Origin of the sequence: Streptomyces sp. NPDC005402, assembly GCF_040606575.1 — a bacterium.
Lineage (GTDB): Bacteria > Actinomycetota > Actinomycetes > Streptomycetales > Streptomycetaceae > Streptomyces.
Genome location: NZ_JBEXFB010000025.1, coordinates 1 through 26003, shown reverse-complemented (window position 1 = coordinate 26003; position 26003 = coordinate 1). Strand labels below are relative to the sequence as shown.

The 26003-nt window shown below is 69.8% G+C and carries 22 protein-coding genes and 3 pseudogenes; 19 read left to right on the top strand and 6 right to left on the bottom strand.

Annotated features, from left to right (window positions below; translation table 11 throughout):
* Position 1: 1 nt before the first annotated feature.
* From ABZT02_RS36465 to ABZT02_RS36430, 8 genes and pseudogenes are all read left to right on the top strand, one after another.
* Positions 2 to 1510 (top strand): fumarylacetoacetate hydrolase family protein, encoded by a 1509-nt coding sequence (locus ABZT02_RS36465; RefSeq protein ID WP_356025456.1) that lies wholly within the window; start codon positions 2 to 4, stop codon positions 1508 to 1510.
* The gene (gene dapA / locus ABZT02_RS36460; RefSeq protein WP_356025454.1) at positions 1507 to 2433 is read left to right on the top strand and encodes a 4-hydroxy-tetrahydrodipicolinate synthase; all 927 of its coding nucleotides are present in this window, start codon (positions 1507 to 1509) and stop codon (positions 2431 to 2433) included. The genes ABZT02_RS36465 and dapA overlap by 4 nt, the downstream gene beginning before the upstream one ends.
* On the top strand, positions 2430 to 3926 hold the full coding sequence (gene hpaE / locus ABZT02_RS36455; RefSeq protein WP_356025452.1) for a 5-carboxymethyl-2-hydroxymuconate semialdehyde dehydrogenase: 1497 nt from the start codon (positions 2430 to 2432) through the stop codon (positions 3924 to 3926). Before dapA ends, hpaE begins: the two co-directional genes overlap by 4 nt.
* Positions 3926 to 4936: a 3,4-dihydroxyphenylacetate 2,3-dioxygenase gene (hpaD, locus tag ABZT02_RS36450; RefSeq protein WP_356025450.1), complete on the top strand. Its 1011-nt coding sequence runs from the start codon at positions 3926 to 3928 to the stop codon at positions 4934 to 4936. The genes hpaE and hpaD overlap by 1 nt, the downstream gene beginning before the upstream one ends.
* 292 nt (positions 4937 to 5228) lie before the next feature.
* Positions 5229 to 5762 (top strand): 2,4'-dihydroxyacetophenone dioxygenase family protein, encoded by a 534-nt coding sequence (locus ABZT02_RS36445; RefSeq protein ID WP_356025448.1) that lies wholly within the window; start codon positions 5229 to 5231, stop codon positions 5760 to 5762.
* Positions 5763 to 5886: 124 nt separating this feature from the next.
* A complete protein-coding gene (locus ABZT02_RS36440; RefSeq protein WP_356025446.1) occupies positions 5887 to 6924 on the top strand; it encodes a 2,3-butanediol dehydrogenase in 1038 nt (345 codons plus the stop codon).
* A pseudogene (locus ABZT02_RS36435) lies at positions 6921 to 7639 on the top strand (SDR family NAD(P)-dependent oxidoreductase). The gene ABZT02_RS36440 and the pseudogene ABZT02_RS36435 overlap by 4 nt, the downstream one beginning before the upstream one ends.
* A gap of 31 nt (positions 7640 to 7670) precedes the next feature.
* Positions 7671 to 8657, top strand: a complete 987-nt coding sequence (locus ABZT02_RS36430) for a helix-turn-helix domain-containing protein (RefSeq protein WP_356025444.1) — start codon at positions 7671 to 7673, stop codon at positions 8655 to 8657.
* Between the two features lie 331 nt (positions 8658 to 8988).
* On the opposite strand, the gene ABZT02_RS36425 is transcribed toward ABZT02_RS36430, so the two are convergent.
* On the bottom strand, positions 8989 to 9681 hold the full coding sequence (locus ABZT02_RS36425; RefSeq protein ID WP_356025442.1) for a helix-turn-helix domain-containing protein: 693 nt from the start codon (positions 9679 to 9681) through the stop codon (positions 8989 to 8991).
* A gap of 101 nt (positions 9682 to 9782) precedes the next feature.
* Here ABZT02_RS36425 and ABZT02_RS36420 point away from each other — a divergent pair, with 101 nt between their 5' ends.
* The 3 genes from ABZT02_RS36420 to ABZT02_RS36410 all read left to right on the top strand — a co-directional run bounded on the left by ABZT02_RS36420 (position 9783) and on the right by ABZT02_RS36410 (position 11917).
* Positions 9783 to 10721, top strand: a complete 939-nt coding sequence (locus tag ABZT02_RS36420) for an NADP-dependent oxidoreductase (RefSeq protein ID WP_356025440.1) — start codon at positions 9783 to 9785, stop codon at positions 10719 to 10721.
* A gap of 27 nt (positions 10722 to 10748) precedes the next feature.
* Complete coding sequence (locus ABZT02_RS36415) at positions 10749 to 11429, top strand: SDR family NAD(P)-dependent oxidoreductase (protein ID WP_356025438.1); 681 nt, start codon at positions 10749 to 10751, stop codon at positions 11427 to 11429.
* A 287-nt stretch (positions 11430 to 11716) separates the two neighbouring features.
* A complete protein-coding gene (locus ABZT02_RS36410; protein WP_356025436.1) occupies positions 11717 to 11917 on the top strand; it encodes a DoxX family protein in 201 nt (66 codons plus the stop codon).
* Here the strand turns inward: ABZT02_RS36410 and ABZT02_RS36405 are convergent.
* Positions 11823 to 12386 carry a dihydrofolate reductase family protein gene (locus tag ABZT02_RS36405; protein WP_356025434.1) on the bottom strand — a complete coding sequence of 188 codons (564 nt, stop codon included), beginning with the start codon at positions 12384 to 12386 and terminating at the stop codon, positions 11823 to 11825. The genes ABZT02_RS36410 and ABZT02_RS36405 overlap by 95 nt on opposite strands.
* Positions 12387 to 12557: 171 nt before the next feature.
* Between ABZT02_RS36405 and ABZT02_RS36400 the strand changes: the two genes are divergently transcribed.
* Entirely contained in the window at positions 12558 to 13682 is a 1125-nt protein-coding gene (locus ABZT02_RS36400) for a DUF6183 family protein (RefSeq protein WP_356025432.1), read from the top strand.
* Between the two features lie 207 nt (positions 13683 to 13889).
* On the opposite strand, the gene ABZT02_RS36395 is transcribed toward ABZT02_RS36400, so the two are convergent.
* On the bottom strand, positions 13890 to 14300 hold the full coding sequence (locus ABZT02_RS36395; RefSeq protein WP_356025430.1) for a hypothetical protein: 411 nt from the start codon (positions 14298 to 14300) through the stop codon (positions 13890 to 13892).
* A 198-nt stretch (positions 14301 to 14498) separates the two neighbouring features.
* Between ABZT02_RS36395 and ABZT02_RS36390 the strand changes: the two genes are divergently transcribed.
* From ABZT02_RS36390 to ABZT02_RS36380, 3 genes are all read left to right on the top strand, one after another.
* Positions 14499 to 16478: an amino acid transporter gene (locus tag ABZT02_RS36390; protein ID WP_356025428.1), complete on the top strand. Its 1980-nt coding sequence runs from the start codon at positions 14499 to 14501 to the stop codon at positions 16476 to 16478.
* A gap of 144 nt (positions 16479 to 16622) precedes the next feature.
* Positions 16623 to 17381 (top strand): IclR family transcriptional regulator, encoded by a 759-nt coding sequence (locus ABZT02_RS36385; RefSeq protein ID WP_356025426.1) that lies wholly within the window; start codon positions 16623 to 16625, stop codon positions 17379 to 17381.
* A 230-nt stretch (positions 17382 to 17611) separates the two neighbouring features.
* On the top strand, positions 17612 to 18652 hold the full coding sequence (locus ABZT02_RS36380; RefSeq protein ID WP_356025642.1) for a PP2C family protein-serine/threonine phosphatase: 1041 nt from the start codon (positions 17612 to 17614) through the stop codon (positions 18650 to 18652).
* Between the two features lie 457 nt (positions 18653 to 19109).
* Here the strand turns inward: ABZT02_RS36380 and ABZT02_RS36375 are convergent.
* Positions 19110 to 19350 (bottom strand): annotated as a pseudogene (locus ABZT02_RS36375) (DUF2236 domain-containing protein); the annotation flags it as partial.
* A 183-nt stretch (positions 19351 to 19533) separates the two neighbouring features.
* A complete protein-coding gene (locus ABZT02_RS36370) occupies positions 19534 to 21021 on the bottom strand; it encodes an MFS transporter (protein ID WP_356025424.1) in 1488 nt (495 codons plus the stop codon).
* Positions 21022 to 21170: 149 nt separating this feature from the next.
* Between ABZT02_RS36370 and ABZT02_RS36365 the strand changes: the two genes are divergently transcribed.
* From ABZT02_RS36365 to ABZT02_RS36350, 4 genes and pseudogenes are all read left to right on the top strand, one after another.
* Positions 21171 to 21737, top strand: a complete 567-nt coding sequence (locus ABZT02_RS36365) for a TetR/AcrR family transcriptional regulator (RefSeq protein ID WP_356025422.1) — start codon at positions 21171 to 21173, stop codon at positions 21735 to 21737.
* Between the two features lie 667 nt (positions 21738 to 22404).
* Positions 22405 to 22500: pseudogene (locus tag ABZT02_RS36360) on the top strand (IS5/IS1182 family transposase); the annotation flags it as partial.
* Between the two features lie 392 nt (positions 22501 to 22892).
* On the top strand, positions 22893 to 24440 hold the full coding sequence (locus tag ABZT02_RS36355) for an MFS transporter (RefSeq protein ID WP_356025420.1): 1548 nt from the start codon (positions 22893 to 22895) through the stop codon (positions 24438 to 24440).
* Positions 24437 to 25045: a TetR family transcriptional regulator gene (locus ABZT02_RS36350; RefSeq protein ID WP_356025418.1), complete on the top strand. Its 609-nt coding sequence runs from the start codon at positions 24437 to 24439 to the stop codon at positions 25043 to 25045. The genes ABZT02_RS36355 and ABZT02_RS36350 overlap by 4 nt, the downstream gene beginning before the upstream one ends.
* A 192-nt stretch (positions 25046 to 25237) precedes the next feature.
* Here the strand turns inward: ABZT02_RS36350 and ABZT02_RS36345 are convergent, their stop codons facing one another.
* Positions 25238 to 25498 (bottom strand): hypothetical protein, encoded by a 261-nt coding sequence (locus ABZT02_RS36345; protein ID WP_356025416.1) that lies wholly within the window; start codon positions 25496 to 25498, stop codon positions 25238 to 25240.
* Positions 25499 to 26003 lie beyond the last annotated feature (505 nt).

Genomic DNA, 26003 nt, shown 5'->3' with positions numbered 1-26003 from the left:
GGTGCCACACCCCTTGGGGAACACCCCGTCAAAGATCATCGCCGTCCACCTCAACTTCCGCAGCCGCGCCAGGGAGCGAGGCCGGACCCCCGCTCACCCCTCCTACTTCCTGAAGCCGCCGTCGTCGTTGGCCGGTACCCACGAAGCGATCGTCAGGCCCCGGGGCTGCGGGCTCATGGGCTTCGAAGGCGAGATCGCCCTCGTCATCGGCGCGCGCGCCCGACGGGTGCGGCCCGAGGACGGCTGGCGCCACGTGCGCTGGGTGACCGCCGCCAACGACGCGGGCGTCTACGACCTGCGGTACGCCGACCGCGGCTCCAACCTGCGCTCCAAAGGCGCGGACGGGTTCACCCCGATCGGGCCACGACTGCTGGACGCCACCGAACTCGACCCCGGCGCGCTGCGATTGCGGACCCGGGTCAACGGCGAGCTCGCCCAGGACGACACGACCGACACGCTGCTGTTCCCGTTCGGAGAGCTGGTCGCGGACCTGTCCCGGTTGGTCACCCTGGAACCCGGCGACGTGATCCTCACCGGCACACCGGCCGGCGCCTCGGTCGTCCAGCCGGGGGACGTGGTCGAAGTGGAGGTCGGCGACGGCCGGTTGAGCACCGGAGTGCTGCGCAACCCGGTCGCCGACGCCGAGCACGACCTGGAGCCGTGGGGCGCGCAGCCCAGAAGGGACCGGGCGGAGGAGGAGTCGGCGTACGGCCCCTCCTACGAGCCCGCTCCGCTGCTGGACGAACGCCTCGCCGACGGTCTCCGCTCGGTGGCCGTGGCGACGATCAGCGCGCAGCTGCGGAAGCGCGGTCTGCCGCACATGTCGGTCGACGCGGTACACCCCGCCACGCCCGGCACCCGCATGGTGGGCGTCGCGCACACCCTGCGCTATCTGCCCCTGCGCGAAGACCTGTTCGAGCAGTACGGCACCGGAATGAACGCCCAGAAGCGGGCGATCGAGGAGCTCCGTCCCGGACACGTGCTGGTGATGGACGCCCGGCGGGACACCTCCGCCGGAACCCTGGGCGACATCCTCGCCCTGCGCGCCCAGCAGCGCGGCGCGGCCGGAATCGTGACCGACGGGGGGCTGCGGGACAGCGCGGCCGTCGCCGCCCTCGGACTTCCGGTGTTCCACGGCGGAGCCCACCCGTCGGTGCTCGGCCGCCGCCACGTCCCGTGGGACACCGGTGTGCCGATCGCGTGCGGCGGGGCGCTCGTCCAGCCCGGCGACCTGATCGTGGGCGACGACGACGGCGTGGTCGTCGTACCCCCCGACCTCGCCGGCGAGCTGGTCGCCGACTGCCGGGAGCAGGAGCGGCAGGAACGGTTCGTCACCGAGCAGGTGCGGGCCGGAGCGAGCGTCGACGGGCTGTACCCGCTCGGGCCGACGTGGCGGGAGCAGTACCGCACCTGGTGCGACAAGAACGCCGCCACTGGCGCCACCGAGAACGCCACCGAGAACGCCGCCGACAAGGCCGCCGAGAACGACATCGAAGGAGCACAGGCGTGAAGTTCCGCAGCGACCCGTCCACCATCCGGGGTTCGATCGCCCCGGTCATCACCCCCTTCACCGCCGAAGGGGCGGTCGACCACGACAGTCTGGCCGGGCTGATCCGATTCCAGCTGGAGTCGGGTTCGCACGGCATCTCGCTGGGCGGTTCGACGGGGGAGCCCAGCGCGCAGAGCGTCGCCGAGCGGATCGCCGGGATGCGTACGGCGGTCGAGGTGATCGCCGACCGGGTGCCGTTCCTGCCCGGCACCGGCTCGCACAAGCTCGACGAGACCCTCGAACTGACCGCTGCCGCTCGGGAGTTGGGTGCGGACGCCGCGCTCGTCATCACGCCGTACTACGCGCGCCCCACCCAGGAGGCCCTCTACTCCTGGTACGCCACGGTGGCCCGGGAGTTCCCGGACCTGCCGATCGTCGCCTACAACGTGCCCTCCCGCACCGCCGTGGACATCGCGCCGGAGACGGTGAAGCGGCTGTTCACCGACTTCGACAACTTCGTCGGGGTGAAGGAGACGACCAAGGACTTCGAGCACTTCTCCCGCGTGCTGCACGCCTGCGGACGCTCGCTGCTGGTGTGGTCCGGCATCGAGCTGCTGTGCCTGCCCCTGCTGGCGCTCGGCGGCACCGGCTTCGTCTCCGCCGTGGCCAACCTGGCCCCGACGGCGGTGGCGCGGATGTACGAGCTGTGGGAGGCGGGCGACTTCGAGGCCGCCCGTGACCTGCACTATCGGCTGCACCCGCTGGTCGACCTGCTGTTCGTGGAGACCAATCCGGCACCCGCCAAATGGGTCCTGGCCCAGCAGGGCCGCATCGCCTCCGCCCACGTCCGCCCGCCGCTGACGACGCCCACCGAGGCGGGTCTGACGAAGATCCGCGCGCTGCTGGCCGAGGGCGGCGACCTGACCGCACAGATCGGAGCATGACCATGAGCGTCGAGAACAGCATTGAGAACCTGCCGTCCGCCATCCAGCACTGGATCGGCGGCGAACCGGTCGACAGCACCGACGGGCGGACGTTCCCCGTGTCCGATCCGGTCTCCAACACGCCCTATGCTCAGGCCGCGCGTGGTGCGGCGGCCGACGTCGAACGGGCGGTGGCCGCAGCCCGGTCCAGCTTTCCCGCCTGGTCGTCCCTGGGCAGCCGGGAGCGCGCGGACGTGCTGGTCAGGATCGCGGACGCGGTCGAGGCCCGTCAGGAGCGGCTGGCGTCCTTCGAGTCGTACGACACCGGGCTTCCTCTCACCCAGGCCCTCGGCCAGGCCCGGCGCGCGGCGGAGAACTTCCGCTACTTCGCGGATGTCATCGTCGCGCTCGGCGAGGAGGCGTTCCGGCAGGGAGCGTCGCAGTTCAGCTACGTGGTGCGCAAGCCGGTCGGGGTGGCCGGGCTGATCACACCGTGGAACACCCCGTTCATGCTGGAGAGCTGGAAACTGGCCCCGGCGCTGGCCTCCGGCTGCACGCTGGTCCTCAAGCCGGCCGAGTGGACCCCGCTGTCGGCCTCGCTGTGGCCGGAGATCTTCGCCGAGGCCGGCGTCCCGGCGGGCGTGGTGAACATCGTGCACGGCATCGGCGAGGAGGCCGGACAGGCCCTGGTCGACCACCCGGACGTACCGCTGATCTCCTTCACCGGTTCCACCGACACCGGCCGCCACATCATCCGCTCCTCCGCCCAGCACCTGAAGACCACCTCGATGGAGCTGGGCGGCAAGTCCCCGGCCGTCGTCTTCGCGGACGCCGACCTCGAAGCCGCCCTCGACTCGGTCGTCTTCGGGGTGTTCTCCCTCAACGGCGAGCGCTGCACGGCCGGTTCACGGGTCCTCGTGGAGCGCCCGGTGTACGAGGAGTTCACCCGCCGGCTGGCTGAGCGGGCGGACGCCGTCCGGGTGGGGCCGCCCTCGGACCCCGCGACCGAGGTGGGCGCACTGGTCCACCCCGAGCACTACGCACGCGTCCTGAACTACGTCGAGATCGGCAGGAAGGAGGCCCGCCTCGTGGCCGGCGGCACCCGGCCCGCGCATCTGGCGGACGGCAACTACCTTCAGCCGACCGTCTTCGCGGACGTCGAGCGTGACGCCCGGATCTTCCAGGAGGAGATCTTCGGCCCCGTCGTCGCCGTCGCCCCCTTCGACGACGAGTCCGAGGCCGTCGAGCTGGCCAACGCCACCCAGTACGGTCTCGCCGCCTACATCTGGACCTCGGACCTCAAACGCGGTCACCGCATCGCCCACGCCGTCGAGTCCGGCATGGTCTGGATCAACTCCCACAACGTACGGGACCTGCGCACCCCCTTCGGCGGTGTCAAGGCCTCCGGCGTCGGCCGTGAAGGCGGCGCCCACAGCATCGACTTCTACACCGAGTCGAAGATCGTCCACGTAGCCCTCGACGACGTACACACCCCCCGCTTCGGAGTCGCCTGATGACCACCGCGCACCCGGACGCCCCGGACGTCGTCCGCTCCGCCTACGCCCAGCTGGCCGTCACCGACCTCGCCGCATCCCGCTGGTTCTGGGTCGACATGCTCGGTTTCCACATCCAGTACGAGGACGCCGACACCCTGTGCCTGCGCGGCACCGACGAGTTGACTCACCACTCCCTCGTCCTGCGCAGGGGCGAGCTCGCCGCTCTCGACCACATCGCGTACCGGGTCCGTACCTCCGAGGACGTCGACAAGGCGGAGAAGTTCTTCCGCCAACTCGGCCGCCCGGTACGGCGCATCCCGAAAGGGCAGGGCACGCCCGGTGTCGGCGACGCGGTCCGCGTCATCGACCCGCTCGGCTTTCCCGTCGAGTTCTTCCACGACATCGAGCACGCCGAGCGGTTGATCCAGCGCTACGACCTGCGCCACGGCGCCGAGGTGGCCCGACTGGACCACTTCAACATCTGCACCCCCGACATACCCGCCGCCTACGCCCACTACAAGTCGCTGGGTTTCGGCTGCTCGGAGACCATTGAGGGCGACGAGCACGAGCTGTACGCGGCCTGGATGTACCGCAAGCAGACCGTCCACGACGTCGCCTTCACCTGCGGCGCCGGGCCCCGTCTGCACCACCTGGGCATCGCCACCCACGAGTCCCACCAAGTCCTGCGTTGCGCCGACCTGTTCGGCGCGCTCCGCAAGGAACACCACATCGAACGCGGACCGGGTCGGCACGGCGTCTCCAACGCCTTCTACCTCTATCTGCGCGATCCCGACGGGCACCGGGTGGAGATCTACACCTCCGACTACTACACCGGTGACCCCGACCACGAGACGTACCGCTGGAACGTCCACGACGACCGCCGCCGGGACTTCTGGGGCAACGCCGTCATCGAGTCCTGGTACAAGGAGGCCACCCCCGTCCTCGGCCTCGACGGGAGCCCACAACCCGTCTCCGACGCCCTGCTGGACGAGTCCGCCGTGCAGGTCGGCGCGGACGGCCTCGGCTGACCCGCCGACATACAGAGGTGGCAGTGGAGCTGTCGGGGACGCTCCAGCCGGCCCGGAGGGCGAGGGTCTGCGCGGAGGCGGAGGCGGAGGCAGAGACGGGGTCCGGCGGTTCACCGGCAGAGGTGGGGTGAGATCGACGGAAGGCTGCCTGCGGGGCCGGTGAAGGGTCCGCCGCTGCCCCCAGGCTGCCGGATGTCCGGAATCTACAAGCGCTGAGGTCCGCCACGGGAAAGACGTCACCGCTCCCTCCGGGATTCACTCCGGTAAGTCCGCGACGAAAGAGGCCCTTCACATGCCCGACATGCCCGCCGGAGAGTTCTGGAAGGACCTCAGGCCCATCGAGAACTCCTTCCGCCCCGACGCCCTCCCGGAGGTCTATCTGTCCAAGGTGGCCACGGACGACGACCGCTACTACGTGCCCTTCACCGAGACCGTCGGCTCGCGCCCGCTGTGGATCAACGTCAAGGACAACAGCTGGGCCGACATCCTGCGGGCCAAGAAGGCGGGGCTGGTCAACCGGCACTACCACCCGCACGAGGTGTTCGCCTACACGATCTCCGGCAAGTGGGGCTACCTGGAGCGGCCCTGGACGGCGACCGCGGGTGACTTCGTCTACGAGGCCCCGGGCGAGGGGCACACGCTGGTCGCCTACGACAGCGACGAGCCGATGAAGGCGTTCTTCATCGTCAAGGGCCCGCTCATCTGGCTGGACGAGAACGGCGAGCCCGACGGCTTCTTCGACGTGCACGACTACATCAAGATGTGCCGCGAGCACTACGAGAAGGCCGGGATCGGCGCCGACTACGTCAACTCCCTGTTCCGCTGAGCCGCGGCGCACCCCGACCGATCGAGACCGCCATGACCGACACCACCGTCGCGCCGGACATCCGCACGGCCGAACGGTACGAGACCCGTCTCCTCGCCCTCTTCGTGACCGTTGGACACCTCGCATGAGGGCGGCCGTCTGGTACGGGGCCCTGGATGTCCGCGTCGAGGACGTGGAGGTGACACCGCCCGGCCCCGGCGAGGTGACGATCGAGGTCGCCTACTGCGGGATCTGCGGCAGCGACCTGCACGAGTACACCGATGGGCCGCACGCCATTCCCGTGGGCGACCCGCACCCGGAGTCCGGCGTGGCGGCTCCGATCGTCCTGGGGCACGAGTTCTGTGGCACCGTCACCGAGGTGGGCGACGGTGTCACCGCTGTCGTCCCTGGCGACCGGGTGGCGGTGGAACCGCACTACCGGTGCGGCAGCTGCCCGCGGTGTCTCGCGGGGGAGTACAACATCTGCCGGCACTTCGGGTTCGCGGGGCTGATGGGACATGGCGGGTTGGCCGAGCACGCCACCGTGCCCGCGTACATGCTGCACCGGCTGCCCGAGTCGGTCTCCCTGGAACAGGCGGCGGTGTTCGAGCCGGCCGCCGTCGCCCTGCACGCGCTGCGGCGGGCCGGGATCCGCCCCGGCGAGACCGTCGCCGTTCTCGGCCTGGGCCCGATCGGGCTGCTCGTGACCCAGCTGGCGGCCCGTAACGGTGCCGGACGCATCGTCACGGCCGACAGGTCTTCGGCCCGCCGCGAACTGGCACTGCGCCTGGGAGCCACCGAGACCGGCGCGGACCTCGCCGACGTGGTCGACGGCGAGGGAGCGGACGTGGCGTTCGAGGCGGTCGGCTCGGAGGACACTTTGCGTGCCTGCCTGGCCGCCACCCGACGCGGCGGCCGGGTGATGTTCCTCGGCCTGACCGGCACGGTCCGCCTGGACGCCTTCGCTCTGGTGAACAACGAGCAGACGATCACGACCAGCGTGGGATACCGCGACGCCTATCCCGAGCTGATCCGCCTGGTGGCGGAGGAAGGCGTGGACCTGGCGGGGATCGTCACCTCCACCATCCCCCTGAAGCACGTCGTACGTGACGGATTCGAGGCGCTGCTGCGCGGAGAGGAGCAGGTCAAAGTGCTGGTACGACCGGGGGAGCAGCGTCCGTGAGCGGCGAGTTCGCGGGTCAGCGGGCGTTCGTGACCGGTGGCACCTCGGGGATCGGTGCGGCCACGGCCGTCCTCCTCGCCGAGCTGGGCGCCGACGTGACCGCTCTCGGCCTGCCACCCGCCGATCCTGCCGAACTGCCTGACCACCCCCGCGTCCACCTCGTGGAGCACGACGTGCTGGACCGCGCCGGGCTGACCGCCCTGCTGTCCGCGGAACAGCCGCTGGACGTGCTGGTGAACTGCGCAGGCGTCAGCCACGACCGCGAGGAGTACGACTTCGCCCGCTGGCAGCGGGTCATCGAGATCAACCTCACCGCCACCATGGCCGCCTGCCAGGCCGCCCGCCTGGCTCTGGCCGACAACGGCGGCGCCATCGTGAACGTCTCGTCCATGTTCGCCTTCTTCGGCAGCAGGGACCGGCCCGCCTACAGCGCGAGCAAGGGCGGCGTGTCCCAGCTCACGAAGTCGCTGGCCGCCGAGTACGCGGCCGACGGCATCAGGGTCAACGCCGTCGCGCCCGGCTTCGTACTCACCCCGCTGGCCAGGGGCGTCCTCGACGACCCCGAGGCACGGCCCAGGTGCTGGCCCGCATTCCGGCCGGGCGACTGGGGCAGCCGCGCGAGGTGGCCTCGGTGGTGGCGTTCCTGTGCTCGGCGGCGGCCTCGTACGTCACCGGAGCGGTCGTCCCCGTGGACGGAGGCTATCTGGCCGTGTGACACCTCGCCTAAGCTCAGGGACCCTGACCGCATGACCATGGGAGGCCATGTGTCCGCCCCCTCAGTGATCTCCCGGGCCACCACCGAGCACATCGCACCCGCCGAGCGCGTCCACTACTGGGAGGACTACAACCGCAGGGCGCTGGTGGGCCTGTCCTGCACCTCCTACGCCGAGCAGGGGCTGCTGGCCAGGCAGACCAACATCGAGCTGGGCGGCCTGCGCCTCGCTGACATCGCCGGCAACGCCCACGCCATCGAGCGCAGCCCGCAGACGGTGAGGTCGGCGCCCAAGGACTCGGTGTTCGCGACTCTCCTGCTCAAGGGAGAGGCGGTGTTCCTGCACGAGAAGGGCTGCCTCGCGGCCACCGCGGGCGAGCTGCTCGTCTACGACACCCGAAGGCCGTACCTCTTCGGGTTCTCCTCCTCGATGCGGCAGATCCTGGTGGACGTGCCGCATGACCTGTTCGGGCAGGCGGGCGTGGAAGGCGGGTTGCCCGGGCCGATGCTGTTCGGACGGGGTACGGCGCGGGAGGGCGCGCTCGTGGCGGCGCTGAGCTCCGTGCTCGGCGAGTTGGCCGCATCGCGTGGCGGGCTTCTGGGGCCCGCCGACGGCGAGGGAGCCGTGCTCCGCCTGCTGAGGCGACTCACCGAGGAGCGTACGGGAGGTCGGTCGGGACCCGACGCGTACCGTTCGCAACTCATCGTGGCCGAGGACTACATCGACCGGCATCTGCACGACCCCGGTCTCGGGGCCGCGCAGGTGGCCGGCGTGATGGACATCTCGGTACGCCACCTGGGGCGGATCTTCGAGTTGACGGGCACGTCTCCGGCACGGCACATCGTGGAACGACGCCTGGTCCGGGCGTATCAAGAGCTCACCGGACCGGGAGCGCGGGAGACCAGGATCGCCGACGTCGCGCACCGATGGGGGTTCTCCAGCCAGGCCCACTTCGCCCGTCTCTTCCGCTCCAGATTCGGCCTCACTCCGAGCGAGGCCAGGGCGGAGGCGACGAAGTGACCTACGTGCGAAGGCGCCATCGCCGAGGTTGAGCTCGGCACGGGTCCGCCTTCCCCGGTGGAGCCGGGTCCCGCCCGGCGTGCATGCAAGGCGGCCGCCGGGTGGATCTCGCCGACTGTGATCGGCCGTACGCTCATCGACCATGGGCGGTCGGGTCGGCCAGTTCCGCGAAGAGATCGTGTCGTACGCCGTAACCCATGCAGCCCTCCGGACCCACACCGCCATCGCCTGCGCACGGGTGGTCTTCCCGCTGTCGGTGGACGCCGGCCATGGCGCGACGACGGGCGCCCGCCACGGCGCGGACACGTACTGCGGGCCGAAGGCCGCCACTTCAGGTGGTGCCCGGGCCGGTTTGTGAGAGGCGGACCATGGCGCGGTAGAGAGCGGTGGGCGCTGGTGCTTCGGGCAGCGGGGGGATCGGTGCGCCGGGCGCGGCGTAGGAGCGGATCATGTGGCCGACGAGGCGGCGCCAGGTGTCGGGGGCGGCGTCGCCGGTGGCGGCGATGACGCCGGCGTTGGCCATGAGCAGGATGACGACGTCCTGGTCGGTGAAGTCCTCGCGCAGGTGCCCGGTGTCCTTGGCGCGGGCAGTGAGTTCGAGCAGGCGGTTGTAGGCCTCGGCGCGGCGGGCCTCCAGCGCCTTGGCGGCGGGGAAGGTCATGGTCAGGACGTCTGCGAAGCCGCGGTCTGCGGCCTGCATGGCGCAGATGGCGTGGAGGTAGCCGGTGAAGCCGTGCCAGGGGTCGGGGTCGGCGAGTGCCTCGGCGACGGCGTCGGCGTAGGCGTCCATGCGGTCGGCGAAGACCGCGTTGACGAGTTCCTCCCGGGTGGCGAAGCGTCGGCCGAGTGTCGCTTTGCCGACGCCTGCCTCGCGGGCGACGGAGGCCATGGAGACGCCGAGCCCTTCGGTGGCGTAGAGGCGACGGGCGGCGGCCAGGATGCGGTCGCGGTTGCGTTCGGCGTCGGCGCGCAGTCCCGTGCAGGGCAGCCGACACGGTGTCTGGTCGGTAGGTGGCGAGGTCATGCTCCCATTCTACCTAAGTGGAACGGGCGGTCCGATTCTGTTGTACGGTGGGCGACAGTGAAAGTGGGTCGCCTGGCCCACTTACTTGAAAGGGTGTTGTCATGCGTGCTGTCGTGCTCGAGTCCGTCCCCTCCTCCCCGGCCGTGACCGAGGTGGACACGCCTCGCCCGGAGACCGGGGAACTGCTGGTCAAGGTGGCCGCCGCCTCGCTGAACGGCATCGACATCGCCACCGCCGCCGGCTACACGCAGGGGTTCATGGAGCACCGGTTCCCGCTGGTCCTCGGCGGGGACTTCGCGGGCACCGTCGAGGCGCTCGGTGAGGGTGTGGACGGCTTCGCGGTCGGCGACGCGGTCTTCGGTCTCGTGCTGAAGCCCTACCTGGGCGCCGGGTCACTGGCCCAGTACGTCACCGTGTCCGCCGGACACGGCGTCGCCCGCATCCCCGCGGGCCTGACCGTGGGGGACGCGGGCGCGCTGGGCGTGGCCGGCTTGACTGCCGTGGTGAGCCTGGACGCGGTGGCTCTGGCCGAGGGTGAGACGGTGCTGATCTCCGGGGCGGCCGGCGGGGTGGGTGCGCTGGCGGTGCAACTCGCGGCCGCCCGCGGTGCGAAGGTGATAGCCACCGCCCGTCCCGGCGCGCAGACCGACTTCGTCACCGGCCTGACCGGCACGGAGACCCACGTGGTCGACTTCACCGCGGACCTGGAGGGCCAGGTCCGCGCGATCGCCCCGGAGGGTGTGGACGTGGTGCTGCACCTCGCGGGCGACGGTGCGGCGCTGGCCGCTCTGCTGCGGCCGGGCGGCCGGCTCGCCTCCGCCACCGGCCTGACCCAGGACGACGTCAAGGGGCACGACGTCACCGTCCACACGATCATGGCCGCCCCCGGTCCGAAGACCCTGACCTCGCTGGCCGAGCAGGTCGCCTCCGGCGCACTGCGGGTGCCGGTCACCGCCACCTTCCCGCTGGAGCAGGCCACGGAGGCGTTCACCGCCTTCGGCGCCGGCACCCCGGGCAAGATCGCCGTCTCCTGCTCCTGACACACATCCAACCGAAGCGAGACCACCGTGCCCACTATCGCCATCATCGGCGCCGGCCCCGGTATGGGCCTGGCCATCGCCCGCACCTTCGGCAGCCGCGGCTTCGACGTCGCCCTGATCTCCCGCACCAAGGAGAAGCTTCAGACGCTGGTGGACCAACTCGGCCGGGAAGACATCACGGCCGCCGCGTTCCCCGCGGACGTGCTGGACCGCGACTCACTGACGGATGCCCTGGACGCCGCAAAGGCGCGCTTCGGCGACATCGACGTCCTGGAGTACTCGCCGGCCCCGCACTCCCCGGTGCCCGGCGTCACCCTGGCCGCCCCCTCGGAGGCCACTGCGGACAACCTGCAGCCGCAGATGGAGTACGTCTTCTACGGCGCCGTCGCCGCCGCCCGCACGGTGCTGCCGGCGATGCGTGAGGCAGGCGCCGGCACCCTGCTGTTCACCAGCGGCGGCGGTTCGGTGGACCCCGTCCCCATGCTCGGCAACGTCAACGCGGCCGGCGCGGCCCTGCGCAACTGGGTCATCAACCTGAACAAGGAACTGGCCGGCAGCGGTGTACACGCCGCCCACGTGGCCATCAACGTGTGGATCGGCGACGGCGGCCCAGAGGGCTTCCCTACGGCCACGGCCGAAGAGATCGCCCCCCTGTACTGGAACCTGCACGAAGAGCGGGACCGCTCCGAGGCCGTCTTCAACGCCTGACCGGCCCACCTCACCCCGCTCCGGGAGGGAGCATCCGCTCCCTCCCTCCGTCCCCTCTGCCGAGGAATCCGCATGTGAACGTCTTCTTGCGGACAGTCCAGTCCGTGCCGTGCCGGCCGCCATGTTCGCCAATGGCCGGTGTCATGAAGTCCACCCAGCCCAAGGAGAAGCTGGTCGGCCGGCTGCCTGGACGGCCGACTTCTCGCAGGGCACCGTCCGTTTCATCGGCATCGTGGGTTCGCCGCGGCCCTGGGGCTGATCCTGCCCGCCGCGACTGACATCCCCCCGTGCTGACCCCGCTGGCCGCGACCGGCCTGGTCGTGGTGATGGTGCTGGCCGCGATCACGCACGCCCGCCGCAAGGCGAAGCCCGCGCCGATCCGCCGTCGGGCACTCAGCGCCTGGTCTCGTACCTGGTCAGGACCACGCCGTCGGGAAACGTCCCGGTCTCCACCAGGCTCAGATTCACCCAGTTGTCCAGGGCTGTGAAGAACGGTGTGCCGCCGCCCACCAGAACCGGATGGGTGACGATCGCGTACTCGTCGATCAGGCCGGCCCGCATGGCCGCCGCGGCGAGTGTGGCACCGCCGATGTCCATGGGGCCGCCGTCGTCGGCCTTGAGCCTGGTGATCTCGCTGACCGCGTCGCCGGTGACCAGGCGGGTGTTCCAGTCGACCGTGCTGGTCGTAGAGGAGAAGACCACCTTCGGCATGTCCCGCCAGCGGCGGGCGAACTCGATCGCCGCGGGTGTGGCACCCGGCTGCTTGTCGGCGGTCGGCCAGTGGGAGCTCATCGTCTCCCACAGCTTGCGCCCGTACAGCGCCAGGCCCGTCGCGTCCACCCGGTCGGACCACCACTGGAACAGCTCCTCGCTCGGCACGCCCCAGCTGAGGTCGTCACCGGGCGCGGCGATGTAGCCGTCCAGGCTCATGTTCATGCCGAAGGTCGGTTTCCGCACGGCGTCAGCCTCCCGTGAGTCGGTATTCGGCGTACAGACCAGCACGGCGCGCAGAAATCATCGGTCACGATCCACGGCCGTGACCGACCTTCCCCACGATCAGCCCAACGAGCAGACAAGCCACAGTCGCGTGATCAACTTCCTTTGTTGGAGCCAGCTAGGCTCAGGACCGTGGCTGATCAGATACAGAAGATCGTGACGGGGCTGCCAGACCTGAAGGACGTCACCGACGTGTGCGCGGTGGTCGGCGGCCGGGTCGCACAGGGGGATCCCGCCTTCGCCGCGGACCTTGGCATCGCTCTCGCCGGGACGTATGGCACCGGGGGGCAGATGTGGCAGTACAGAAGTGTCTTCGACCATCTGCTTCGGGTGTTGGCAACCACCACTGGTCCCGAGAATGTCGCCCAGACGCTGCGGCTGATCTCCTCGGCCCAGGTCGCGGGCACGAAGCTGGATCGCTACACGGCCTCGTTGGTGGCCTCCAGCCAGGAGGCGACGGACCTGGCACCGGTGTTCAACGGCCGTGCTTCGGAGGAGCTTCGTGCCTGCTTGGTCCACGAGCTGGCTCTCAGGGGTGTGGCCGTCGAGGAGACGCCGGGAATCGCGGGTTGGGCGACGTCACCGCATTGGCGTCATCACCCGCTGGGCTGGCTGCCTCTGACGCTGTCCGACATGGAACGAAGCGCGGACTTGCCGAACTACAGCATCCGAGGCAGCAGTCACTCGATGCCGTACGGACCCTCGAATAGCCGCGATCTGGCGATGATCGCCGGCGCGAGTGTCCCGTCGGTGGAGGAGACGACAACACAGACCTCTGCCACGGCGATGGCCAAGGCGGTGACGAACTGGGCTGAAGAGTCCAACGGGCGCATCGAGGCACGGGTGTTCGACGTCGCTGAGCCCCTGGACGCCCAGTTACTCCCTAACGCGCTTCTGACGCTGGGGCTGAAGTGTCTGGACGGTATTGGCAAGCGGCCCGCTCTGTCGGTCGCTGTCCGCCCGCCGGCTCAGGCATGGCGAGTGCTCTTCGCCGCGGCGTCGACGGGAGGGGCATACAACTCCGGTTCCTACGGCGCCTACGGTCGGCTGGCTGCCTGGCAGTCACTTGCCGCGCTGGCGGGAAGCCCCGAAGGCGCCACCGCTGACGAGGCCGAAGCACGTGCGCGGGACTGCGTCTGGCACGGTTTCGACGCCGACACGAAGTGGTTCGAACAAGTGGCTTGGGACATCGGTCTGGCCGCACTTGCACCGGGCCGTCGACGCTTGGCCGTGCTGGCCGCGACAGACACAGACTGACGTCCCGTGGTCTCGAGTTCCAACCCGCCGTAAGGGTGCACGTGCGTCCAGAACAGCGGCGACAAGTCCCTCGACACAGCAGCCCGCGCGCCGAAGCGGAGGCTCCGTCGACGTGGAGCGGTTCCCAGCAGCACGCCGAGACAGTGTGCCTGGCGTTCACCGCGTACCTGACTGGAGCAATAGTCAAGAGTTGTGGGTGAGTTGATGTCAGTTCTCGCTGCGGTGGTCGAGGCAGGTCCTGGCGGTGTTGCGGATCCGCTTGGTTCGCCCGGCTCCGGCGAGGATCTTGCCGGCCTCGGTGTTCGTCCCGGCAGCGGTCTTGAGCTGGAGCCAGTTGGATGACGCGAGCAAGTCGTCCGGATGCCAGGACAGCTTGAGCGTGACAGCGCGGAAGAGCGACCACTCCCGCAGGCGCTGAGCCAGGAATGGGTGGTCGATCGTGGCCTGGGTCATCACCTGCACCCATTCCTCGTAGGCGGGACTGGGGCAGAGGTCGGCAGCTCGACGGTCCAGGTGCCGCAGCACGGCGGACCGGGCCATCGTCTGGTCCGGATCGGTGAGCACGCGACTGACCAGGTCGATCTCGTCCGGGTTCCGCACGATGTCGTCGACGTTCACGCGGCCTGCTCCTCGCGCTCGACCAGGACGCCGTTCTCGAACCGCGCGCGAAGCCCATGGCCATCAGTTGCCCGCTGGGGAGCCTCGGTGTCGTACGGCGCGTCGCCACCGAGCATACTCAGTGATCGTCACTCCGGCGCAAGGGCGGTGGTGGGCGGCGGTGTTTCTGATGGTCAGGTCGAGAAGGGCACAGGGGACATGAGCGAGGCGAGTCGACCGGTGATGCCGGAGACGGTGGACAGTCCGGCTCTGCGGGCGCAGCCGACCGGTGCGGCGGCGCGGTGGCTGCTGCGTCACCGGGTGCAGCCGGTGGGGCCGGCGGCCGGTGAGAGTCATTCCGAGCCGCATCCCTGGTGGAAGGTGATGTGCCTGACCGGCGTCGACTATTTCTCCAGCCTGGCCTACGTCCCGGCGATCGCGGCCGTTGCGGCGGGCGCCGTATCGCCTCTGGCGACGTTGCTGATCGTGGCGCTGACGTTGCTGGGGATGCTGCCGATGTATCGCCGGGTGGCCAGGCAGAGCCCGTACGGTGCGGGGTCGGTGGCGATGCTGGAGGACCTGCTGCCGTTCTGGTGGGGCAAGCTGTTCGTTCTCATCCTGCTCGGCTTCGTGGCCACCTCATGGATCATCACCATCACCTTGTCCACGGCGGACGCCTCGGTGCACGTGGTGGAAAACCCCTTCTTCCCCTCGGCGCTGCACGGCCATGAGGTTGCCCTGACGGTGACGCTGCTGCTGATCCTCGGCGGAGTGTTCCTGCTGGGCTTCAGCGAGGCGGTCAAGGTGGCCATCCCACTGGTGGCTGTCTTCCTCGCCCTCAACGCCGTCGTCATCGGCGTCGGTGTTGCCCACGTGCTCACCGATCCCGAAGCCTGGTCGGCGTGGACCGGTTCCCTCACCGACCTGGGCGGCTTCGGCGGTCTGGCCGGCCCTGCCCTGCTGGCCTTCCCCCTGCTGGTACTGGGCCTGTCCGGCTTCGAAACCGGTGTGAGCATGATGCCGCTGGTGGCGGCCGACGGCGCCGACGACGAGCAGCGGCTGAAGGCCCGCATCCGCAACACCCGCAAGCTCCTCACCACCGCCGCGCTCATCATGAGCGTCTACCTGCTGGCCGCCAGCTTCGTCACCACCGTCCTCATCCCCGAGAAGGAGTTCGAGCCCGGAGGCGCCGCCAACGGCCGTGCCCTGGCCTGGCTCGCGCACGAGCACGTCGGTGAGGCATTCGGCACCGTCTACGACATCAGCACCATCCTCATCCTGTGGTTCGCCGGCGCCTCCGCCATGGCAGGACTCATCAACATCGTGCCCCGCTACCTGCCCGACTACGGCATGGCCCCCGAATGGGGCCGTGCAGTGCGCCCGGTCGTCCTCGTCTACACCGCCCTGTGCATCATCATCACCATCACCTTCGACGCCGACGTGGACAAGCAGGCCGGCGCCTACGCCACCGGCATTCTGGCGATGATGGTCTCCGGCGCCTTCGCCGTCACCGTCTTCGTCGTCCGTCATCGACGTCGCGCGGCCACCGTCGGCTTCGGGCTGCTCACCTCGGTTCTGCTCTACGCGCTGATCGCCAACATCATCGACAAGCCCGACGGCATCGCCATCTCCGGCTTCTTCATCCTGGGCATCATCACGGTCTCGCTGATCTCGCGTATCTCGCGCACCACCGAACTGCGCGCCGACCGCCTCGTCTTCGACGAAGCCGCCCGCCGGTTCATCACCGACACCCTCGCCCACGACCAGTCCATCAACATCATCGCCAACCGCCGCCAGGCCGGCGACGCCACCGAGTACAGCGCCAAGGAACGCGAACAGCGCGGCACCAACCCGGTACCGGGCCCGGCCGACGTGCTCTTCCTCGAGATCGACGTCGTCGACCCATCCGACTTCAGCGACACCCTCACCGTCCACGGCGTCGAAGTCGACGGCCACCGCATCCTGCGTGCCCAGGCCCCGGCAGCGCCCAACGCCATAGCCGCCGTCCTGCTGGCCCTGCGGGACGCCACCGGTGTGCGGCCGCACTGCTACTTCGCCTGGGCCGAAGGCAGCCCCTTGGTGCACATGATCCGCTACTTCCTGCTCGGCCGCGGCGACACCGCCCCCGTCACCCGCGAGATCATCCGCAGCAACGAACCCGACCCGCAACGCCGCCCCGGCATCCACGTCGGCGACTGAGCCCGCCGCCGGAACTGAGTACGGAGACCGGGACGGTATGCCAGCGGCCAGCAGCTCAAGGGGAATCCCTGTGCTGCTGCCTTCCGGGCGTCTCGGAGGGGCGTGTGCCTTGCCTGCGTCGAGTGCCGGGCGCACGCTGGTCGTATGGGTGCGGACGACGGCCCGACGCTCATCACGTCCGTCCAGCGGGCCTTCCGCCTGTTGGAGGCGGTGAGCGCGCACGAGAACGGCGCGCCGGCCAAGCAGCTGGCACGGGAGACGGGGCTGCCCCTGGCCACCGCCTACCACCTCCTGCGGACGCTCGTGCACGACGGATACCTGTGCAAACTCGCCGACGGCGGGTTCATCCTGGGCGACAAGCTGCAGACGCTGGGCACCACCGGCCACGGGCAGGCGCTGCTCAGCCGGGTGCGTCCCACACTCGCCGCGCTGCGGGACGAGCTGAGCGCCGCCGCCTACCTCACCTTCTACGAGGAGGGTGAGATCCGTGTCGCCGAGATCGTCGACGGTCACCGCACGCCCCGCGTCGATCTCTGGGTCGGGTTCGAGGACGCCGGACACGCCACCGCGCTGGGCAAGTCCGTGCTGCGCGAACTGGGCGAGGACGCCCGCAAGGACTACCTCTCCCGCCACCACCTCGCCGACCTCACTCCACGCACGATCACCAGCCTGTCGGAACTGCTGCGGCGCATCGACTCCTCGCCCGTGGCACCGGCCGTCACGGACCTGGAGGAGTACGCCCTCGGCACGGTCTGTGTCGCCGTGCCCATTTACAGCGGGGACATACTCGGCTCCCTCGGCGTCTCCGTGCCGGTGGGCCGGCTCTCTCAGCTGGAGAAGATCCGGGCACGACTGCTCCCGACCGCGAGCCGGGTGACCAGGAGCCTGTCGCTCACTATCTGAAAATCTGCTTCTTGTGGCGCCGTGGCCCGATCCGTTTCCTGGATGAAACAGGCATTTCAGGATTGCGCCCTGAACAGGTGAGGACTGCGGACGAATCTATGAGCCAGGCCCGAGACCATGGCGGCGACCACTGGACGCCGCGGCCGCCCAGTGACCGAGCGACCGGTCCCCGGTCGGTGGGACGCAGGCGTGCCGCCGCCCAGCTGGCCGCCGGGACGCCCGTACTGCCCGTGCTGATTGTCTTCGTCGTCGTACTGGCCGACCTCGTCGGCGGAGCGGGGATGATCTGGCTGCCCCTGCTCGCGGCCGGGCCCGCGCTGGCCGCCACCACCAACGGCCCGCGCGGTGTCCTGTGGGTGGGTTTCCTCGCCGCCGTGCTCGGCGCGACGCTCGGGGCCCGGGACGGTGTTCCGGTGCGTGAACTGGCCGCCGTCCTGTCCGCCCTGCTGGCCGTCACATTGGCGAGTGGCCTGGCCAGCGTGCTGCGCGGACGCCGGGAGCGGGTGCTCGCGGCCGTCCGCTCGGTCGCGGAGACGGCCCAGCACGCGCTGCTCAAGCCCGTGCCGGCGACGGTCGGCCCCTTCCAGGCGGCGGTCCGCTACAGCGCTGCGGCGGCCGAGGCCCGGATCGGCGGGGATCTGTACGCCCTGATACCCACGCCGTACGGGGTCCGGCTGATCGTGGGCGATGTGCGCGGCAAGGGCCTGCCAGCGGTGGGGACGGCCGCGCTGGTGCTCGGTGTCTTCCGGGAGGCCGCCTACGACGAGCCAGACCTCCTCGCTGTCGTCGACCGGATCGAGCGAAGCCTGGCGCGCAACCTCGGCAGCGACGACTTCGTCACCGTCGTGGTCGCCGGATACGCGCAGGAGGGGCGCCTGGAAGTGGTGAACTGCGGACACGCGCCGCCGCTGCTGGTCCGCGCCGCCGGAGGCGTCGTGCCGGTCGAGCCGATACAGCCGACCCCGCCTCTGGGACTGCGCGCCCTCACCGGCCGCACCCCCGGACTCCAGGTTCTGTCCTTCACCGACGGGGACCAGTTGCTGCTCTACACCGACGGCGTCACCGAGGCACGCGACCGCGACCGCGCGTTTTACCCCCTCGTCGAAGGCCTGGCCCGTCATCTGTCCGACGAGCCCGACCGCACCCTCACCGCCCTCCACGACGAACTGCTGGCCCACGTGGGCGGCCGACTGCACGACGACGCGGCACTGCTCCTGATCCGAAAGCCAACCGTTTCCGAACCGGCCGTCGCCCAACCGACCACTGTGTGAAGCCTGTTGGCCATGGTGCGTATGTCGCCAACTTGCCCCATGACGCACCTGAGGAGAGCTGCCGCGGTGCCGTCGGCCGCGGCAGCAATACGGCGCCGACATCGTTGCGCTCCCGACCCACGTCATCGCTGAGGTGAGCGCGTGATCACGGCCTCGTATGAGATCGAGATCAGCGAAGCCGACGACGGCAGGACCGTCCCCGGCCTCCCCAACCCCGACCACGGACCCGTGCCAGCAATCTGGGCACCTCTGGCTCTGCAGCAAGGTGACCAGCAGCGACCTCAGCCAAGCTGACTTGATCAGCATGTCGAACCTCCCGCCGATTCTGATGCGCTTGAAGATCACGGGAGAGAAGCGGCATAGCGCCGACTCACCTGGTTCCTCCTGGTCGCCGAAGAGCGTCATAGCGCTCTGATCGGCGGCCGCCTGCCCTGGCCCGAGCCAACTGGGCTGTTGGTCACAGTGTTGTGGCAGGCGGGGTCCATCGGTGGGTGCGGGGCACGGAGTTGCTGACACCGTAGGCCTTCTTGAGCTGTTCGGGGATGGCGTAGTGCATGACGCATCCGCGGGTGAGGGAGGACAGCTCGAGGACGGTGGTGAGGTGGCCGAGGCGGTCCAGGGCCCCAGGCGCCGAGCGGGGAGCGGTCCTCGATGGTTTCCAGGACGCCCAGGAGGTGGGGTGCGGCCTTGACGACGGTGTGAGGTGAGCGGCGGGTTGAGGAAACACCCCGCGGTCGTGGGCGAGCAGCGGGTGAACGGTGGTCGGGTCAGGTGACAAGGCCGAGGTCCGTTGCGTGGTGGCGGGATCTCGTACACGGTCTCGGCGGGACGTCGCGGGCCAGGGACGGATTCGAAGCCGCTTCTCCCGGCCAAGGCGGTTGTCATGGTCGACGGCTGTTCGCAGGTGCCTCGTTCGAGGCGATGGCCGCGTCTGGCTCGGTGGAACCGAGCGGCGCTGCGGAGCCTGCCATGGGTTTGGACCTTGCCAGCCACAGACCGGTGAACACGCTGCTCGCCAAAGTGAGGGCGCCGGCTGCGACGAAGGCGCTGTTGAGGCCGGTCTCGAAGGACGCGCCACTGGACCGCCGTGTGCGGACGATGGCTCCGAGTATTGCCACGCCGAGCACTGCGCCGATCTGCCGGGTGGTACTGCTGATGCCTGATGCGAGGCCGCTTTCTTGGGGGCTGACCGATTGGATGGCGGCGCCTGTCAGGGGGGACATGGCGAGGGCGAAGCCGGTGCCGGCGAGTGCCAGTCGCCACCACACGTTCCCGTAGCCGGTGTCGGCGTGCACCATGCCGAGCGTCAGCAGTCCCAGGCCGGCCAGGGCCAGGCCGGTGGTGCACACGACGCGGAAGCCGTACCGGGCGGCGAGCCGGCCCGCATACGGGCTGACGATCACCATGGCGAGGGAGAGGGGCAGGGTCTGCAGGCCGGCGCGCAGGATCGAGCTGCCCTGGACGTACACGAAGAACTGGGAGAAGAAGAACGACGACCCCATGAGCGCGAACCCCACCACGGTCATGGCGGTGTTGGACACGGTGAACAGCCGCTGCCGGAACAGTCGCAGCGGCAGCATCGGAGCAGAACGACGCGCTTCGACGGCGACGAAGGCGGCGAGGAGGATCGCCGCGGCGGCGAAGCTTCCCAGGATGGCTGGTGAGGTCCAGCCGCGGGCACCGCCCTCGATCAGCCCGTACGTCAGCGCCCCCACCCCTAGAACGGACAGCATCGTCCCCGGGATATCGATCGCGGGGGCGCTCGGATTGCAGGACTCGCCGAGGTGGCGCAGGCCGACCAGTACCAAGACCGCGCCGATGGGCAGATTGACCAGGAAGATGGCGGGCCAGCCGAAGAGTTCTGTCAACACCCCGCCGGCGACGGGCCCTGCGGCCAGACCGATTCCGCTGAGTCCGGCCCACAACCCGATCGCCTTGATGCGTTCCTGCGGTACGGGGTAGGCGGCGGCGAGCAGGGCGAGCGAGGCAGGGGCCAGCGCCGCGGCGCCGATCCCCTGCAGCACCCGGCCGGCGACCAGCCATCCGATTGAGGGCGCGAGGCTGCACACCAGCGAGGCGGTGGTGAACACCACCACGCCGATCAGGAACACCCGCTTGCGGCCGAACCGGTCGGCGAAGACACCGCCAGACAGCAGCAGCATGGCGACCAGCAGTACGTACGCGTCGACGATCCATTGCAGACCGGCCAGTTGAGTGTGGAGACGGTGCTGCATATCGGGCAGCGCCGCTCCGACGATCGTGTTGTCGAGCAGGACCATGAACTGGCCCAGGCAGGCCACCGTGAGCAGCACGGCCCGGCTTGATCGACTGCCTGTGGTCGCAGGCGATGGAGCCGCAGATGCAGCCATGGGGTTCCCTCGATCGGTAGGTGTACCCGGCCAGGGTCGACGCGGGCGGCGATACAGCAGTGTGCCCTAAAGCTGTCGGCGACTGCGTTAAGAGACCGTAAGTCGACGCCCCTCACAAACGCAAGTCTGGACTGCATTAAGGTGGGCGCATGGACGAACGAGAGCGAGCCCGGCGGCCCGGCGGGCGCAGCGCCCGCGTCGCCGCGCAGGTGCACCAGGCCGTCACCGACCTGATTGGCGAGCGCGGCTACGGCAATTTCACCGTCGGCGATGTCGCAGCTCGCGCGGGCGTGGCCGACAGCAGCATTTACCGCCGGTGGGGCAGCCTGGAAACCCTGCTCACCGACGTGGCGCTCACCCGCCTCAATGCGCAGTCGCCGATGCCCGACACCGGGAGCCTGAACGGCGACCTGCGCACTTACGCGGCCCAAGTGGCCCGAGAGATCACCGGACCCGACGGTCCGGCGGTGCTGCACCTGGCCGTCGCCCTGTCGAGCAGCGGTCAGCAGGGCCTGCAGGCTGGTGCCGACCTCCGCGCCGAACGTACCCGGCAACTGCAGTCCATGCTCGATCGCGCCCGCGACCGCGGCGAGCCCGCACCCGACGTACTCGACGTGCTGGACCACATCCTGGCCCCGATGTACATCCGCGTCCTGTTCGGCATGGTCCCGCTGACCTCGGACTACATCGACGGGCTTGTTGACCGATTGCTGTGACCTCGCCCCGATTCCCGCGATCAGTACTCGAATGCGCTACCAGGGCTCCGCGAGTTGCTCGCCGGCGCGCGCCCGGCCAACTCAGGCATCCAGCCCCTGGCGGCTCACGCGGCCTGGTCGAATCCGTCGGTCGGCGCGGGCCGTCGCCGCGGATCAATCGGCTTCAACACGCCGATGCAATAGGGATGGTCTGCCACTTCACCCACCACCGGGCCCTGACGGACCCCTTCACTTGTCCGGGCGGCGTGCCCGCGGGGTGAGCAGCGCCGACCACCTCTACGTGAAGTCGGCCGCCGCGTGGCTGCGTGACCGGGACACCGACACGGCAGGTTGCCGACGCCGGCATCTCCTTGTGGAGCTCCCGCGTGCACGACGCATTCAGAAGACTGTGGCCGCACGGTGTGGATCCGGATGGTACGCCGACGCCCCGATGGCGGTAATCCATGCCCAACCGACCGTGTACTTCTGCGAGGTCGCCAGCCGTGTCACCAACGAGGTTCGGGCCTCCGGCGCGGAGGCCAGCGTACCGGCGCACCGATCGGGATTGATCGGCCGCATTGCCTTACACGTGCTCGAGGCAATCGCACGAGACGGAGGGCGAGTTGAAGTCGAAGGCTCGGGGCGTACAACGACGGCAACAGGGTTTCCGGGTGAACCGGACGATCACGCCCTCGGCGGATCCAGAGGCGGACTGACCACCAAAGTCCACGTCACTTGCGACGGACGCGGGCGGCCCCTCGCCATCCTGCTGACACCTGGCCGACGCCACGACACCATCTGCGCACGCCCCTTCCTGGAACGGATCCGGGTCCCGCGGGCCGGCCATGGACGTCCCCGGTGCAGGCCCGACCGGGTCATCCCCGCCGCTCCAAGCAGGGCTCTTCATCCGTTATGCGCCACGCCGAGGATCGCAGCCACATCGGTCAGTCTGCGCGCCGCGCACAGGGCTCGGACACCAAGGCCTCCAGCGGTGGGCACGGATGTCTGCCGCCTCTCCCACTGCTCCAGCCGCTAACCCGGCGAACCATGCGGGCGGGGCGCTGGACGGCACATAGTGACAGTCCACTTTCAATTGGAAGACAACTAAATATTGACAGTACGCTCCCATTTAGGGGTAGCCTCTCACTACAGACTGCTTCCTAGTGGGAGGTCCCCATGACCGCACTCGTTTCGCGCCGTTCGCCCCGCCGCTGGCTCGCCCTCGCCGCGCTCACCCTGAGTGTGCTGATCGTCGGCCTCGACGGAACCGTCATCAACGTGGCTCTGCCGACCATGGCGGGCCAGCTCCACGCCGACAGCTCCCAGTTGCAGTGGATCGGCGGCGGCTATCTGCTCGCGCTGTCCGTCGCGATGCTTCCGGTCGGCCTGCTCGGCGACCGATACGGCCACAAGCGCCTACTGCTATCCGGTATCACCCTCTTCGGGCTCGCCTCGCTCGGCGGCGCATTCGCCGGCTCGCCCGCGCAGGTCATCGCAGCCCGCGCTGTGCTCGGCCTCGGCGCCGCCCCGATCATGCCGCTGTCGATGGCGATCCTGCCGCGCGTCTTCGCCAAGGACGAGCTGCCGAAGGCCATCGCCGTCTGGACCGCCGCCACCGCACTCGGCATGCCCGTGGGTCCGGTCGTCGGCGGCTGGCTCCTGGACCACTTCTGGTGGGGCTCGGTGTTCCTGTTCAACCTGCCCGTCGCCGTCCTGGCGCTGCTCGCCGGTCTGTGGCTGCTGCCGCGTGACGAACGGCGCACCACCACCGCCCCGTTCGACACCCTCGGCACCGTCCTCGGCGGTCTCGGCATCACCACGCTCGTCTACGGCACGATCCTGATCCCCCGCGACGGCTGGACGTCCGCCTCCGTCCTCGCCTCGCTCACCGCGGCGGCCGTCCTGCTGACCGGCTTCGTCCTGCGCGAGCGCCGCACCCCGCACCCCATCGTCGACCTGCGCCTCTTCACGGACCGCCGCTTCCTGTGGGGCACGCTGATCGCCGTCTTCGTCAACTTCGCGGTCATGGGCATCCTGTTCGTCGTCCCGCAGTACCTCGACGCCGTCCTGGCCAACGACTCCTTCGGCACCGGAATCCGTGTCCTGCCCCTGATCGGCGGCCTGATGGCGGCGGCCACCGCGAGCGAGGCCGTCGTACCGCGCCTGGGCGCCCGTACGGTCGTACCGCTCGGCCTGCTCCTGCTGGCCGCCGGGTCTCTGCTGGGCGCGACCACGAACACCTCGGACGGCTACGCCTTCACCGCGCTGTGGCTGTCCCTGACCGGCCTCGGCTTCGGTCTCGCGGTCGTGCCGGCGACCAGCCTGGTCATGGGCGCGCTCCCGGAGACCAACACCGGCTCGGGCACCAGCCTCCTGGAGACAGTCCAGCAGCTCGGCTCGGTCCTCGGAGTCGCCGGTCTGGGCAGCCTGCTCGGCTACGGTTACCTGGCCCGCCTGCACACCGACGGCCTGCCCGGCGCGGCGGCGCGCGCGGCCCGCGACTCGGTCTCCGGCGCCGACGCGGTGGCCGCCCAGCTGCACGACACCGGCCTCACGGTCTCGGCCCACGAGGCCTTCGTCCACGGCATGGACCTGGTCCTGGCGGCCTGCGGGACGATCGCCCTGCTGGCCGCCGTCCTGGCCACGGTGTTCATGCCGGGCCGCTCCACCTGCTCCCGTACGGTGGCCCGGTCCACCGCCCAGCACGCAGAATCGGTGGCATGACGATGCACGAGACCTCCGCCGCGCCCCTCGGCCTGCGGGAGCGCAAGAAGCAGCAGACCCGCGAGCGCATCCGGCGCGAGGCCTACCGCCTCTTCGCCGAGCACGGCTACGAGGCGACCACGGTCGACCAGATCGCTGAGGCGGCAGAGGTTTCGTCGAGCACGTTCTTCCGGTACTTCCCGACCAAGGAGGACGTGGTCATCCAGGACGAGTACGACCCCGCCCTCGCCGAGGCCCTGCGCAACCGCCCGGCCGACGAGCCCATCGTCGACGCGCTCGTCAACTCCCTGAAGGGCCCGATGGGCCAGATGCTCCAGCAGGACCGCGAGGACCTGCTGCTGCGCAGCCGGCTCACCTTCAACGACCCCGCGATCCGCGCCCGCAACGTCGCCGAACAGCAGCGCAGCGAGGACGCCATCGCCGCCATCATCGCCGAACGCACCGGCCGCGAGCTGACCGACCTGGAGATCAGGTGCGCGGCAGCGGCCATCATCGCCGTGTTCACCACTCTCGTACGGCACTGGGTGGAGGGCGACGGCAATGAGGACCTGACGGCACTGTACGAACGCCATCTGCCGTTGCTGTCACGGGGGTTGGACTTCTAGTTCAGGTCAGTCTCGCTGTGCTGCGGGAGGCGTTCGTCGTCGCAGGCGTTGCGGCGGGCTTCAACACCCAGCCGTTTGATCAGCAGATGGCCTGGTGGGCCGCGTTGTACACCCTGTCCATGCTCGCCCGCTACGAACCCGCAGCCTGGGGCGCGCTCATCAACGTCGACAACAGCCCGGCCCCACCGCTGGTCAGCCGATCAGCTTGTGCAGCACGGGAACGCTGCCTCCAGCGGTCACCAGGCCCGTCGCGACGGGCGCGGGCACAGACTCCTCGTGGAGGAACATGAGCCCGCCCATGACGAGACCGATGATGACGGCCGCCAGGAACGCCACGGCGGCGTGCACCGACAGCAGCGGGGCCTCCGACGGCAGTCCTGGGCTGGGTGTGCTGGGCGGTGTGCTGGGCGGTTCGGATCGGGCAGGTACGGGGGAGTGTGGATCCCGAGACATCGGGAGTCTCCTACGAGGCGGAGGAACAGGGACGGCGGACACCTGTCGTGGTGTCGTCCGCGTGGGGGTGGTGCGCGCCTCGCGGTCGGCGTCCTGCTGCTCTCTGCCTGAGAGCGTCCCTGCGGGGCTTCGGCCCGAGCCCAGGGCGGCGTGTTCAGCGGAGCGGCGATCGGCACGGGTGTTGCCTTGGGCGTCTGGCGAGTGGTCATCGGTACTGCCTCCGGCAGGAGTTCGGATGAGGAAGTGGGACAGTGGCAGGTCTCAAGTGCTTGCGTCGCGTCCTCCCGGGCACGGCTTCTTCACCCCGTAGCCCTGGAAGTGGGCCCCCACAGCAGAGGCCGGGAAGAAAAATTCAGTGGCTCGACGAAGGCCCGGACGCCTGGCCCGGGCCTTGCTCGGTCGGAAACCGTCTAGTAGTGCTTCGTTAGGTTCTGGCTCTGTGTCTGGCTGTGGTGAGGGGGCGGCCGCAGGTGCTGCAGGTGCCGGTCCAGCACCTCAGCAGGTT